13 protein-coding genes are annotated in these 12,240 nt (G+C 72.5%); 3 read left to right on the top strand and 10 right to left on the bottom strand.

What is annotated here, in order from left to right; all coding sequences use genetic code 11:
- The first annotated feature begins 63 nt into the window (after nucleotides 1-63).
- Entirely contained in the window at nucleotides 64-543 is a 480-nt protein-coding gene (locus ACFP2E_RS13480; RefSeq protein ID WP_378523990.1) for a hypothetical protein, read from the top strand.
- Here the strand turns inward: ACFP2E_RS13480 and ACFP2E_RS13485 are convergent.
- Complete coding sequence (locus ACFP2E_RS13485) at nucleotides 509-1,003, bottom strand: TIGR02206 family membrane protein (protein WP_378523991.1); 495 nt, start codon at nucleotides 1,001-1,003, stop codon at nucleotides 509-511. The genes ACFP2E_RS13480 and ACFP2E_RS13485 overlap by 35 nt on opposite strands.
- Nucleotides 1,004-1,255, bottom strand: coding sequence for a hypothetical protein (locus tag ACFP2E_RS13490; protein ID WP_378523992.1), 252 nt, complete (start codon nucleotides 1,253-1,255; stop codon nucleotides 1,004-1,006).
- A 374-nt stretch (nucleotides 1,256-1,629) separates the two neighbouring features.
- Here ACFP2E_RS13490 and ACFP2E_RS13495 point away from each other — a divergent pair, with 374 nt between their 5' ends.
- On the top strand, nucleotides 1,630-2,859 hold the full coding sequence (locus ACFP2E_RS13495; RefSeq protein ID WP_378523993.1) for a DUF222 domain-containing protein: 1,230 nt from the start codon (nucleotides 1,630-1,632) through the stop codon (nucleotides 2,857-2,859).
- Between the two features lie 103 nt (nucleotides 2,860-2,962).
- Nucleotides 2,963-4,201, top strand: coding sequence for a hypothetical protein (locus ACFP2E_RS13500; RefSeq protein ID WP_378523994.1), 1,239 nt, complete (start codon nucleotides 2,963-2,965; stop codon nucleotides 4,199-4,201).
- Nucleotides 4,202-4,231: 30 nt separating this feature from the next.
- On the opposite strand, the gene ACFP2E_RS13505 is transcribed toward ACFP2E_RS13500, so the two are convergent.
- The 8 genes from ACFP2E_RS13505 to ACFP2E_RS13540 form a co-directional block, all read right to left on the bottom strand.
- Nucleotides 4,232-4,984 carry a hypothetical protein gene (locus ACFP2E_RS13505; protein WP_378523995.1) on the bottom strand — a complete coding sequence of 251 codons (753 nt, stop codon included), beginning with the start codon at nucleotides 4,982-4,984 and terminating at the stop codon, nucleotides 4,232-4,234.
- Between the two features lie 37 nt (nucleotides 4,985-5,021).
- On the bottom strand, nucleotides 5,022-5,696 hold the full coding sequence (locus tag ACFP2E_RS13510; protein WP_378523996.1) for an endonuclease/exonuclease/phosphatase family protein: 675 nt from the start codon (nucleotides 5,694-5,696) through the stop codon (nucleotides 5,022-5,024).
- Between the two features lie 79 nt (nucleotides 5,697-5,775).
- On the bottom strand, nucleotides 5,776-7,425 hold the full coding sequence (locus ACFP2E_RS13515) for a LuxR C-terminal-related transcriptional regulator (RefSeq protein ID WP_378523997.1): 1,650 nt from the start codon (nucleotides 7,423-7,425) through the stop codon (nucleotides 5,776-5,778).
- A gap of 59 nt (nucleotides 7,426-7,484) precedes the next feature.
- Nucleotides 7,485-8,633 carry a flavin-containing monooxygenase gene (locus ACFP2E_RS13520; RefSeq protein WP_378523998.1) on the bottom strand — a complete coding sequence of 383 codons (1,149 nt, stop codon included), beginning with the start codon at nucleotides 8,631-8,633 and terminating at the stop codon, nucleotides 7,485-7,487.
- A 158-nt stretch (nucleotides 8,634-8,791) separates the two neighbouring features.
- Nucleotides 8,792-10,048, bottom strand: a complete 1,257-nt coding sequence (locus tag ACFP2E_RS13525; protein WP_378523999.1) for a ScyD/ScyE family protein — start codon at nucleotides 10,046-10,048, stop codon at nucleotides 8,792-8,794.
- A 126-nt stretch (nucleotides 10,049-10,174) separates the two neighbouring features.
- Entirely contained in the window at nucleotides 10,175-10,471 is a 297-nt protein-coding gene (locus ACFP2E_RS13530; RefSeq protein WP_378524000.1) for a contact-dependent growth inhibition system immunity protein, read from the bottom strand.
- Between the two features lie 42 nt (nucleotides 10,472-10,513).
- A complete protein-coding gene (locus ACFP2E_RS13535) occupies nucleotides 10,514-10,807 on the bottom strand; it encodes a contact-dependent growth inhibition system immunity protein (RefSeq protein ID WP_378524001.1) in 294 nt (97 codons plus the stop codon).
- A gap of 19 nt (nucleotides 10,808-10,826) precedes the next feature.
- Entirely contained in the window at nucleotides 10,827-12,224 is a 1,398-nt protein-coding gene (locus tag ACFP2E_RS13540; RefSeq protein ID WP_378524002.1) for an RNase A-like domain-containing protein, read from the bottom strand.
- Nucleotides 12,225-12,240: the final 16 nt, after the last annotated feature.

Here is a 12,240-nt window from a genome sequence, read left to right on the forward strand (position 1 = left end):
CGGTGGCGGGGTTGGTTGCAGGGTGGGGGTTTTACTTCCGGCGGATCTTGGGATCATGAGGCAGTGACGTCGGACGCGTACTGCGAGCACTGCGACCTCCCGCTGGCCACCTGTGTGCACGGTGCGCCACCGCCCCCGCCGCCGGCCCCCGCCGCGAAGCCCGCGAAGAAGGCGACGCCGCGCCGGACCGCCTCGGCCGGGACCGCGACCACCCGGCGTACGTCGTCGGAGCCGAAGGTGTCGGTACGCCGCACCGGCCGCACACGCACCCCGCAGGCCGAGCTGCGGCCGCACATCCTCGCGGTGCTGCAGGAGTACGGCGGCCGGGCGCGCGGCGACGACGTGCTCACCGAGCTCGAGGTCCGGCTCGACGACGTGCTGCTCGACGGCGACCGCGAGAAGGCACCGACCGGCGATGTCCGGTGGCGGCTCAACGCCCGCCGCGAGCGCAAGGCGATGACCGACGAGGGGCTGATGGTGCCGCCGCGGGAGCCGGGCGTGTGGGAGCTCAGTGCGGAAGGGCGCGCGGCGTCGTACGAGTGACGCTTGCTTCGGCCGCTTTGGCGCGGTGGTCGCCGGCCACCCAGGGCCACGTGAACAGCGCCCAGGCGGCGGCGACGATCGCGGCCTCGGCAGCGATGTACCAGGGCCACGGCCCCAACAAGTCGAGGATCGAGGCGGACCGCGGCTTGGCGTTGAGGTAGCCGTAGTTGCTGCCGATCAGCCAGTTGAGCGTGAAGACCGCCGCCGCCCACGCCGCGGTGGTCGCGATCGCGATCCGGTAGCTGCGCCAGTCGGGCCGGATGTCGCGGCCCCAGGCGAGGTAGACGGCCGCCCAGACGGTGCCGATGTGCATCGCCCAGTAGAGCAGGAACACCGGGTCGGGGAAGGTCGACCGCAGGTAGGGGGTCACCACCGCCTGCGTGGTGAGGGTCAGGCCCCAGAAGTAGGTGAGGCCGGCCGCCCAGCGGTGGTGGAACCGCAGCGCGTACGCCGCCGTCACCTACGCGATGTCGCACAGCTGGACCGGGAGCGTGCGCTGGAGGTTCCAGTAGTCCGGGGTGAAGTACAGGATCTGCAGCGGCAGCAGGGCGGCAAGCATGACGACGGCGAACACCTTGCCGAAGTGGTCGCTGGGGTCGGTGCCTTGGCCGCGTCGTCCGATGGCCACGAGGGCGAGTGCCCCCGCCACCAGCACCAGGATCGCCACCTGGTGGGAGGTGCCGTAGGTCTGGAAGTCGGCTGCTTGAACCATGGTCGCGGCGTTTAGGCGGTGCGGTTGGTTCCAGTCTGTCTCGGCCGTCGTCGCGGGGGTAGGGCGACGGGCTCGACGGGCTCGACCGGCGTGGGTCACTGCCCTGCCCTGGTTCAGAGGTCTCGAGGCTCGGCGCTGGAGCGCCTCGCACCTCGACCACCGGTTCGGAGCCCACAGTGACCCACGGGGGTCGAGCTCGTCGAGACCCGATGAGGCCGGCGCCACGGGGTCTCGACGAGCTCGACCGACCTTGGTTGCGGTTGGTGGGTCCGCTCCCGGGCCGGTTTCCGTCCACAGTCGAGGGGTTGGGGAGGGTCCTCCAGGGTCGAACTGGCGTTCGAAGACGTGTCGGTGGTGGCGTCTAGTGTCTGGGTATGTCGATCCGGCCGCTGCACCCCACGCATCCGGTGCGGGCGTGCGCGGCCGAGATCGCGGAGTCGCTGGATCGGGTCGCGCAGGTGGACCCGGCCTACATGCGGACCGAGGACCAGGCGGCCGCCCTGGTCGAGCTGACCGCGCTGGCCTCGCGGGTGGAGGAGCTGAAGCTGCGCGTGCTCGCGACCGCCGATGAGGTCGCGCTCGACTCCGGTGCCCGGTCGGCGGCGGCGTGGCTGGCGAATGCGACCCGGACCGACGCCGGGCCGGCGCTGGGTGCGGCCCGGCTGGCCGAGGCGGTGACCGGCAGGTGGTCCCGGGTCGGGCAGGGGCTCGCGCAGGGGTCGGTGAATCCGGCGCAGGCGCGGGTGCTGGTCACGTCGCTGGACGACCTGCCGGCCGACCTCGACCCCGACGTCGTCGCGAAGGCGGAGGAGTACCTGGTCGGTCAGGCCGCCCACTTCGCGCCCAAGCAGCTGCGGGTGCTGGGCGCGAAGGTGCTCGAGGTCGTCGCGCCAGAGGTTGCGGAGGCGGCCGAGCGGGACGCGCTGGAGCGAGCCGAGGCGCACGCCCGCCGCAGGACGTCGCTCACGTTCCGGCGGCGGGGTGACGGCACCACCGAGATCCACGCCCGCGTCTCCGACGCCGTGGCCAGCCGCCTGAAGACGTACCTCGACGCCTACACCAGCCCACGGGAAGCAAGTGGCGACGAGAAGATCCCGCGGGACCGGCTGCTCGGGGAGGCGTTCGCCGCGCTGCTCGAGCACCTCGACCCCGCCCGGCTGCCCCGGCACGGCGGCCGCGCCACCACCGTCGTGGTGACCATCGACCTCGAGCAGCTCCGCACCCGGCTCGGCGCGGCCGGGCTCGGGACTGGCGACCTCGTGTCCGCGGCCGAGGCGATGCGGCTGGCCTGCACCGCCGACCTCGTTCCGATGGTCCTCAACGGGAAGGGCGAGATCCTCCACCAAGGACGCGCGAAGCGGCTCTTCACCGACGCCCAACGCCTCGCGATGGCGGTGCGGGACAAGACCTGCCGCGCGGCCGGCTGCACCATCCCCGCGACCTGGTCCGAGGCGCACCACAAGCACGAGTGGGCCCTGGGCGGCCGGACCGACCTCGACGACGGGGTCAGCCTCTGCTCGTGGCACCACCACCGCGCCCACGACCCGGCGTACACGACGGAGTTCCACGCCTCCGGCGACGTCCGCTTCCACCGACGCAGATAGGGCCGGCCCACCTTTCGTCCACAACCACCGCTTGATCTCCGCCCGTCCACAGATAGTCGGTAGCCGTCCGCGGCGCGGGCCGTCCGGACGGTGAGGTGGGGCCATGCCGAAGTCCCGAGGCCGAAGGCCCAAGAAGACGCACACGCGCAGGACCCCGGGCCGGCCCGGCGCACCAGCTACGAGCCGACCTGAGTCCCAGACTGAGCGGGCGCGCCGCGAGTTCCCGACGTACCTGCCGATCCTGCAGGCGACCGACGCTGCCGAGGCCCGCGGCGACGCGCTGGCGGCCCTGGAGCTCATGCTGGAGCACGCGGTCGGCCCCGACGGGAAGCCGTTCTGGCGCCCCGAACGCTTCCGACGCCTGATGCTTGTGATGGCCATGCGGCCGTGGCTGCCGGCCTGGGTGACCTCCCGCTGGGTGCTGGCCCAGGCCGCTCAACACCTTGATAGGTCGCGGCGTGGCGTCCGGGCTCTCGACGTGGCGATCCGCGTGCAAGGTGGGCTCGAGCAAGTCCGAGGTGCCTACCCCGACGACAAGCGGGTCAAGCTCATGGACCACGACTGGGTCCACCGCCAGGTCTTGCTCTACGAGCTCGGCGGTCTCACCGACTTCGTCGAGCGGGTGGCCTCGGCCGACCTGCTCGCCGGTGCCGACCACGTCGCGGGGTGGGCGGGGGCGCGGATGGGTGGCTTCCGGCTCCACCACAAGGGACCCAGGACACTCGCCTGGACGAACGTTGCTGATGGTGAGCCGCTCGAGACGCTCAACCTCGGCGCCCTTGTCGAGGAAGGCGAGCACGTGATCGGTCGTGTTGTGCCGATCGAGCGTGGCCACATCTTCGAGTCCGCGCCCCTCGTCGTCTCGGCAGCGGCAGCACGGTCGGTCTCCGAGGAGCCAGACTCCTGGATCGACGGGATCACCGAGGAGTGGCGGCGATCCCGCTCGCACGGAAGCCGATTCCACACCCACGTCAGCGACTTCGGGATCGCCAGCGACATGCCGTTCCTGGTCCGGGCCGTGCTGGCCGAGGAGGTGGCCGAGCGGCTGACCGGCGCTCGGGGCACCGACGACGGCGAGCTGATCGCGTCGAACGACCAGGCGCAGCTCGAGCTTGTCCGGACCGCCATGCGTGGGGAGCTGGACGAGCACTCCGCTGCGCTCGACGTCGACCTGTGGCCGGTCGTTGCGGCCGCGCTGCTGGACTTCGGGGTCGTCTCCGAGCTGGTGCGAGGCGTAAGCGCCGCTGACCAGGCGGGCTTCGATCTCCTCGCGAGAGAGGTTCCCGAGCCGGCCGTCAGCCTGTGTCGCCACCTGGCGAGGAAGCTGGCCGAGGTCGCGTGACCTGCGGTCGCTGGCGGGGGAGCGTCGGGCTCAGCAGTCGATGCTGCCGAGCCGGGCCAGGCCCTCGCGGTCGCCAGGGCCGTAGGAGACGCGGCCGAGATTCTCGGCGTTCATCAGCTCGCCCGGGTCGTCGACGTGCCCGAGGCCGACGAGGTGGCCGAACTCGTGGTCGACGATGGCCTGCGCGAACGGCTCTTCGTCCTCGTCGAAGTCGGCGAACTGCTCGCTGTCGAGGACGACCATGCCGGTGACGTAGAAGCGGCGGCCGGAGCCGACCGAGACGGCGGTGCTGCCCCCGACGCCGGCGACGTCGCCGGCGAGCTCCGGGACCTCGTCGGAGTCGGCCCAGCCGACGAGCACCGGCGGCCGGCGGTCGCCGAAGCGCTGCCAGCGGTCCGCGAAGTTGCGGTCGTCGGTGTCGGGAAGCCGCTCGAACACCAGGCCGGTCGCGTCGCTGGTGCGCGAGATGGCCGTCTCGACGAGGGCCTCGTAGTTGTCGGGGGCGCCCTCGGGGTTCACCGCGACCTCGATGACGCGGCACGGGTCGTAGCCAACCGGTTCGTTGCCGCCGGGCTGGGTCAGCGCGAACTCGTACGACCCGCGGCCGTCCTCGAAGCGCGGCGGCGCCCCGAGCCGCTGGTCGCCCATCCCGACCAGCCGCCGCAGCGTCTCGGCGTTCTCCGTCGGCGACATGACGAAGAAGATCCCGAGCAGCAGCGTCGTGATCGCCAGCCCCGCGACGGTCGGGTTGCCCCGGCGGCGGACGTGGCGTGGGTCGGACACGCCGCCCATCCTGTCCCGCGAGGCCAAACCCCGCGAATCAGACGGACAGGTGAGCCCCCACCGTCGCCGGCACCACCTCGACGACGTACGCGTCGTGGTCGGAGAGCCGCGACCCCAACGCGTCGGCGCGGATCCGCTCCGCGCCGGTGACCGACCAGTCCGACGGGACCGCGACGTGGTCGATGCTCAGCTGCCCGTCGATCTGGTGGTCCAGCTCCGCGGTCGGCGCCACCAGGCCCCACTGCTCGAGCGCGCCCAGGACCGCCTTGCGACCGACGGCACTGCCGGCCCGCTCGACGCCGGAGAGCGAGTGGTTCCAGTCACCGCCCCACACCAGCCCGGTCCGCGGCAGGTGCCGCAGCAGCGTCTCCACCGCGAGCCGGGTCCGGGCGCCGTGGTTGCCCAGCCCCCACGGCTCGGCGCCGCAGGTCCGCCACGGCAGGACGGTGCTGCAGACGGTGAGGCCGCCGACCCGCACGGCCGCCGAGGCGGGGTGCGGGTCCGGCAGGGGAGCGAGGTCGCGTCGCGCGAGCACGCCGGCCCAGCGGCGGCGCGGCGCCATGCGTGTTGCCGTGACGTGCCGGTGGTAGCCGGGCAGATCCAGGGCTTCGCTGACCTCGGTCAGCAGCAGCACGTCGCAGTCGAGGCCGAGCAGCAGGTCGACGTGGGCGTCCGTCGATCGGCCCGCCAGGTTCCACGTTCCGATGCGCACCGCGGCAGGATGCCAGCGACCTCGCCGCCGCGGAACAGGATTAGTCCTGGTGATCAGACCACGTGCCCAGACCAGGTGGTCAGACCAGTCCCTGCTCGTAGGCGTACGCCGCCGCCGCGGTGCGCGAGCCGACGTCGAGCTTGGTGAAGATGTTCGACAGGTGCCGCGCGACGGTCTTCTCGCTCAGCGTCAGCGCCTCGGCGATCCGGGCGTTGCTGTGGCCGGACGCCACCAGCCGCAGCACCTCCGCCTCCCTCGCGGTCAGCCCGCCCGGCAGGCCACCGGGCGTGATCTCGGCGGAGACGGCCCGCGCGTCCACGACTGCGCCCAGCTCCGTGAAGCCCGCCAGCGCCGCCTCCCGCTCCCGCCGCGCCGACTCGTCGTCGCCGACCGCGGCCAGCGCGCGCCCGGCGAGCGCGTGGGCGCGAGCCACCTCGTACGGGCAGTCGAGCCCGGACCACAGCTGCCGGCACTTGCGCAGGTAGGGGAGCGCCCCGGCGGCGTCCCCGGCAGCGACCTCGACAGCCGCCGCGGCGTACGCCGCCCGCGCCTGCAGCGACGCCGAGCCCACCGCCGCCGCGACCTGGTCCAGCTCGACGGACGCGGCGCGGGCCTCGTCGACCTGCCCCTCCGCCAGCAGCACGTCGACCGCCGCCGGCAGCAGCGCCGACCGGTGCACCGGCGACCCGGGCTCGGCGAGCAGCCGCCGCACCGCCCCGGCCGCCGCCGTCCCTCGCCCCTGCGCCAGCCACAGCAGTGCCAGCCCCGGCTGCGGGTCCAGACCGTGCTCGTCGGCCCGCGCGTAGGCCGACTCCGCCGCGTCGAGGTCGCCGCGCAGCCGCAGCAGCTCGCCCCGCTCGTACTCGGCCAGCCCGACGGCCGGCCGGGCGTCGCTGCGGCGGTACCGGTCGATCGCCAGCTCCAGCTCCTCCAGCGCCGCGGTCCACGCGCCGCGCAGCCGCATCACCTGGCCGCGGTGCACCGCGCACTGGCCGGTGAAGGCCAGCAGCCCCGGCTGCTCCGCGCACCACCGCTGCAGCGCCGAGGTCCACTCGGCCACGCGGCCGAAGTCGCCGATCTCCTGGCAGCCCTCGATCGCAGTGCAGTAGACGTGGCCGCAGATCATCGGCGTCACCGCGCCGGTCGCGGTCCCCGCAGACGCACAGGCCATCGACTCGTCGAGCAGCGCGACCCCGTCGGCCACCCGGCCGCCGTAGATCGCCATCCGACCCTGGGCGCACAGCCCCAGCGCGATCAGGTCCTGGTCGTCGTGGCGCATGCCGATGCTCGTCGCGGTCACCGCCTGGTCGGCGGCCTCCATGAACTGGCCGGCGCCGAGGTGGGCGAACATCCGCAGGAACGCGACGTACCCGGCCTCGACCGGGTCCCCGTCACTGGCCTCGAGCCCCTCCAGCAGCCGCACCGCCCGCGCGGTCCAGCCGGCGGCCAGCGAGCCCTCGCCGCCGGTGGCGAGCGTCATCGAGGTGTGGAAGGCGACCCGGATCGCGGCGGTCGTGTCACCGCGGGCCTGGCAGCGGTTGAAGAGGTGCTGGTACGCCGCCACCGACTCGTCGCGGTGCCCGACGAGGAACGCCGTCATCGCGGCGGCGCGCAGGTCGGCGTCGTCCAGCTCGTCCGGGTCGACCCCGGACCACGTCCCGAACGCGCCGGCCCAGTCGCGGCGCTCGAAGTCCTGTCGTGCCTGCAGCAGCTCATCGACGACGCCCATCGCGAGCACCTCCTCTGGGGACGATACTCGCGACGGGCGGTCGGGTCCTGCCGGTTCGGTCATGCCGCCAGCGCGACCTGCCGGGCCCTGCGGCGGGCGAGCTGGTCGATGCGCGCCACGACACGCTCGGCGTCGCGGCCGGCGCCGCCGATGAGCATCGACGCGAACGAGAACTGGAACGACAGCCCCGTGAAGAACAGACCGGGCGCGTCGACGACCTCGCCGCGGTACTCGCGCGGCCAGCCGTCGTCGCCGAGCACCGGCAGCTCGATCCAGTCGAAGGTCTGCCGGAAGCCGGTCGCCCACACGACGTTCGCGACCTCGACGACGGTGCCGTCGGCGAGCACGGGCATCCCGTCGCGGACGCCCTCGACGCGCGCCTCGTTGCGGACCACGCCGCGCTCGGCCAGATCCTCGCGCTTGACGCGCAGCATCGGTCCGCCGTGGTGCCGGACCTCGCCGAACGCCTTGCGGCCCATCGGGGTACGCCGGGTCAGGACGTGGTTCCACACGAACCACAGCACCGGGAAGACCCGCCGCATCGCGCCGGACTCGAGCCGGAACGGGATCTCGCCGCAGTCGCGGCCCACCAGCGTGGTCCCGCGGGACTCGGCGAGCTCGTAGGCGATGTCGGTGCCGGAGTGGGAGGCGCCGACCACCAGCGCCGGGCCGTCCTTGAGCTGGCCGGGGCGGCGGTACTCGCTGGAGTGCAGCTGCAGGATCGACGGGTCCAGGTCGGCGGCGAAGTCGGGGATGTCCGGCGCCTTGCCGAAGGTGCCGGTCGCGACGACGACGTGGTCGGCGTGGAGCGTGCCCAGGCTCGCCTGCCCGTGGCTGTGCCGGCCGTGCTGGGCGGCCGAGATCTCGACGAGGTAGCCGTCCTGCCCGTCGGGGGCGGGGCAGACCCGGTCGACGCCGACGCCGAGCCGCACGGGGAGGTCGTACTTCCGGGCGTACGCCTCGAGGAAGTCGGCGACGTCGTCCTTGCCCGGGAACGACCAGCCGTCGCCCGGGAACGGCATCCCCGGCAGCCCGTCGTACCGGGTGGGGGAGTAGAGCTTCAGCGTGTCCCACTGGCGGCGCCAGCCGTCGCCGATGCGCTCGGCGCGGTCGAGGACTACGCACTCGCGGCCGCGCCTCTGCAGGTGGTACGCCGTGGCGAGTCCGGCCTGCCCGGCGCCGATGATGACGGTCTCGACGTGCTGCATGACGACCTCCCTGGGTCCTGTGGTGTGTCGGGAGCTCTCACGCTATGAAGCGGGGGCGGTTCGCCGCGTCGGGCGCGATGTGCAAACGCGGCGGTGCCGCATGGGTGGAACTACCCATGCGGCACCGCGTCCTCTGCTCGAGAGGGTTCGGCTACGCGTCAGTCGTGGTCGTGGGTGACCTTCCAGAGGAAGCCCGGACCGAAGATCGGCGCGGTGATGTAGACGGCCTTCCGCGTCGCGTCGACGCCGCCCGGGTTGGGCAGCATTCCGGCCAGCAGCTCCTGGATGCGCGGGCCGTGGCCGTGGCCGTGCTTGCCCCAGTACCGGATGTGGAACAGGCCGCCGATCTCGGAGCCGGGGACACCCAGCTCCCACTTCAGCCAGCCGAGCTGGGACAGCGAGAGGGCGAGGACGCCGTGCTTCGTGGTCGCCAGGTCGACGATCGAGGTCAGGCCGTCGGCAAAACGCTTGCACTTCCAGTTGCGCCACGGGCGCTCGGGGTCACACACGGCGTTCTTGACGCCGGGCCGGATCCGCCACACCTGGGACTTGCCCTCGGTGGCGGGGAAGCCACGCAGCTCACCGACGTACCAGTAGCCGTCCCTGCCCACGGTGATCGACGTGGCCACGGCCTCCGACAGGATCGGGGTGCCGGCCGGCGGGAAGTCGTCGCCGGGCAGGCCCTCAGGCGTCTCCACGAGGCGCGGCTTGAGGCGGGCGACGGTGACGATCTTCGGGTTTCCGTGCTTCTTGTAGGCCCTGGGGCTGCGCGGCCACACGCGGAGCAGGTCGTTGCCCGCGGCGTCGGCGACCAGCACGCTGCCGTCCTTGAGCGCGGCCAGCCCGAACGGGTTGGAGTCCTCCGGGAAGTCCTCCTGGTCGTAGGGGTCGGGGTCGGTCTGCTGGTACGCCGCGATGTCGGCGACCGGCTTGGGGTGCGGCCAGCCCGGCTTCCACTTGAAGAGCGTCTGGGGCAGATGCTCGGGCTCGCCGTTCGGGACCACCCCGTTGGCGGTCCGGAGCTTCGAGAGCGGGGCGCGGTGGGCGCCGTTCTCCTCCTCGGGTCCGCCACCGATGGTGGTCAGCAGCCAGACCGTGTGCCGCGGGCCGGCGGCGACGGCGGGGGCGAGGAAGTTGCTGACGCGGCCGAGCTCGTGGACCTTCGCCGGCTTGCCGTCGCGCTCGACGACGATGCTGAACGTGCCGTCCTGCTCGGTGACCAGCGTCTTGCCGTAGCCCAGGGCGTCCACGCCGCGGGGGCTCATCAACTCCGCCACCGGCGTCAGGTCGAGGTCGTCGTGGTGGTCGGGGTGAGCGCCGGCGGTCGTCGGAGCCAGGGTCGAGACGGCGAGCGCAAGGGAGGCGCCGGCCGCCGTGATCAAGGCGGTCGATCTGGTGCGGTGGTGAGTGGACATACCGAGGCCCTTCGCGGTTGGCGTTGTCCCCCACCGTTCTCCTGCCTACGACGCCACGCCGGACCTGTCATGCCCCACGTGGGGGAGTCGGCCGAATCTGACCCGAACGGGTCAGGGCCTCATGGCTCAGGCTTGGGAGGTGGCCGCGCGGACGCGAGCGGCGATGGAGGCCAGCCAGCCGCGGTAGCCGCCCTCGCCCTCCCTCACCGTGTACTGGTTCCCGAGGCCGTCGAGGTAGCTCTCGACTTCAGCGTCCGTCGAGGTGTCGCGCAAGAGTTCCTTGATCTCTGCTGGCAGTTCGGGCGCGAGGTCGGGGGTGTTGCTGATGAAGGCGCTGACCGCCTCTGCGACACTCGCGAACTCATCCGTCCAGTCCTGGTGGAAGTAGCCACCGATCAACTGGGCAAGGGCTGGCGCTTCCACTTGTCTCCTAGGTGCTGGATAGTCCATCCCAACAGGTCGTTCCTAGGACGTAGCGGCTCGCACTCGGTTAGCGACGGAGGCCAGCCATTCGCGATAAGAGCCGTCCTCAGGAGCTGGAGTGAAGTGCGAGCCGAGCGAGGCGAGGTGGCTGTGGATCGAGTCCTCGTTTGACAGCTTTAGAAGCAACTCATCGACCTCGCGTGGCAGTCTCGGCGCAACAGTCGGCGAGTCGCGCACGAATGCGTCGACAGCCCGGTCGGGGTCGTCGTCGAACTCATCGGCCCAGTCCTGGTGGAAGTAGGCGCCGACGAGATGCTCAAGGGCTGGCGTGGTCATGGCGTGGCTCTTCCTCGGGTCAAGGTGTGGGGTAGGCGGTCCGGATCAGGAATCCTTCGGGCATGTGCGGGTCTTGGTCAATCAACACCCGAACCCGGGTGGCATCAAGCACCTCGCCGCTCGCTTTCATACTGATGCCGGGACTGGCGCTGACTGGCCCCTCGACGACCAGCCGCTTGACATCGGAGGCCAGGAATTCCTGGACTCGCGACCAGTTCTTGTCGAGGACCGCGGCGATTGCGCGCTCTGCGGTGGCCTCGTCCGGGAACGTCGAGGCGTACTCGGGTGGGCGTCGTCCGGTAAACCGCGCGGCCAACTCATCGTCGTTCTTGCCTACGTGTTTCTTGATGCAGTGGCCTCGATCAGGGCCCTCATGCCGGGTGAGGAACCCACGCGGCCAGTCACGGGGACGGAATGGCACCAACCGGACCGAGCCGCGCTCGGCCGCAATCCCCTTGGGGAAGCCCAGGAAGTCGCCGAGCTTCTGCTTGACCGAGTGCAGCCGGGCGCCGGTGGCGCGGACGGTGGCGGCCGTGGCGGCGGCCTCGACGCGCAGTGCGGCGAGGAGCGCGCGGAGCTCGGGGGCCTTGGCGCTGATCCGGGCTAGCAGCAGCGCACCACCGGCGCCGGCGCCGAGGCCGGCGGACGCGAGCGAGGCGAGCCCGCCGATGACAGCGCTCTCGACCGCCATCTGCACGAGCACCGCGAGCACGGCGCGGGTGCGGGCGTGCGTCTGCTCGACCGCGCCGGCGTAGGAGTCGCACGACGCGGCCAGGGCGGCGTACTGGGCGGCGAGGTCGTCGGCGGTGGCGCGCAGCGACCCGACCGCGTTGACGGCGTACGGGACCTCGGGGGAGCGCTGCGCCTCGAGGCCGCGCATCGCGGCGTCGCAGTAGCGGGACAGGTCGTCCAGGGACTCGGCGGCGCCCCGCCACACCGCGGCGGCCTCGCGCAGCCGGGCAACGTCGGCGTTCGGCCACACAAACCCCTCGACGTGGTGCAGCACCCACGACTCCACCTGCGAGAACGACGGCGCGGTGCCACCGGCGCTCCCCGGCGGCGTCGTGGGCAGCACGGCGACGTAGCCGTGCTCGGGCAGCGGCCCACCCGTGTGGACCACGGCCCCCGGCAGCACCGACCGCTGCTCCGCGTCGTGGTGGTTGCGCAGCGACTGCTCCGTCAGCCGGCCCAGCCCCGCCAGCGCCCCAACCAGCGACACGTGGGCACCGAGAGCCGCAGCAGCCGCCTCGTCGTACGCCGCCGCGAAGTCGACCGAGGTCGCGTCGTCGCCCGCCATCGCGCCGAGCCCCGACAGCCGACCGGTGAGCACGTCGTACTGCGCGGCGGCGGCGTGGTTGGCGTCGGCGAAGGCCGTGGCAGCGGTGGCGTAGCCCCCGCCGTCGATGAGCAGCCGCATGCGTGTCCCCCGAGAT

It is taken from the genome of Nocardioides sp. GCM10027114, assembly GCF_042659625.1.
Lineage (GTDB): Bacteria > Actinomycetota > Actinomycetes > Propionibacteriales > Nocardioidaceae > Nocardioides.

Excerpts from the sequence above, each read along its gene's own strand:
- ACFP2E_RS13490 (WP_378523992.1), bottom strand. The coding sequence starts at position 1,255 with ATGGTTCAAGCAGCCGACTTCCAGACCTACGGCACCTCCCACCAGGTG.
- ACFP2E_RS13495 (WP_378523993.1), top strand. The coding sequence starts at position 1,630 with ATGTCGATCCGGCCGCTGCACCCCACGCATCCGGTGCGGGCGTGCGCG.
- ACFP2E_RS13500 (WP_378523994.1), top strand. The coding sequence starts at position 2,963 with ATGCCGAAGTCCCGAGGCCGAAGGCCCAAGAAGACGCACACGCGCAGG.
- ACFP2E_RS13515 (WP_378523997.1), bottom strand. The coding sequence starts at position 7,425 with ATGGGCGTCGTCGATGAGCTGCTGCAGGCACGACAGGACTTCGAGCGC.
- ACFP2E_RS13520 (WP_378523998.1), bottom strand. The coding sequence starts at position 8,633 with ATGCAGCACGTCGAGACCGTCATCATCGGCGCCGGGCAGGCCGGACTC.
- ACFP2E_RS13525 (WP_378523999.1), bottom strand. The coding sequence starts at position 10,048 with ATGTCCACTCACCACCGCACCAGATCGACCGCCTTGATCACGGCGGCC.
- ACFP2E_RS13535 (WP_378524001.1), bottom strand. The coding sequence starts at position 10,807 with ATGACCACGCCAGCCCTTGAGCATCTCGTCGGCGCCTACTTCCACCAG.
- ACFP2E_RS13540 (WP_378524002.1), bottom strand. The coding sequence starts at position 12,224 with ATGCGGCTGCTCATCGACGGCGGGGGCTACGCCACCGCTGCCACGGCC.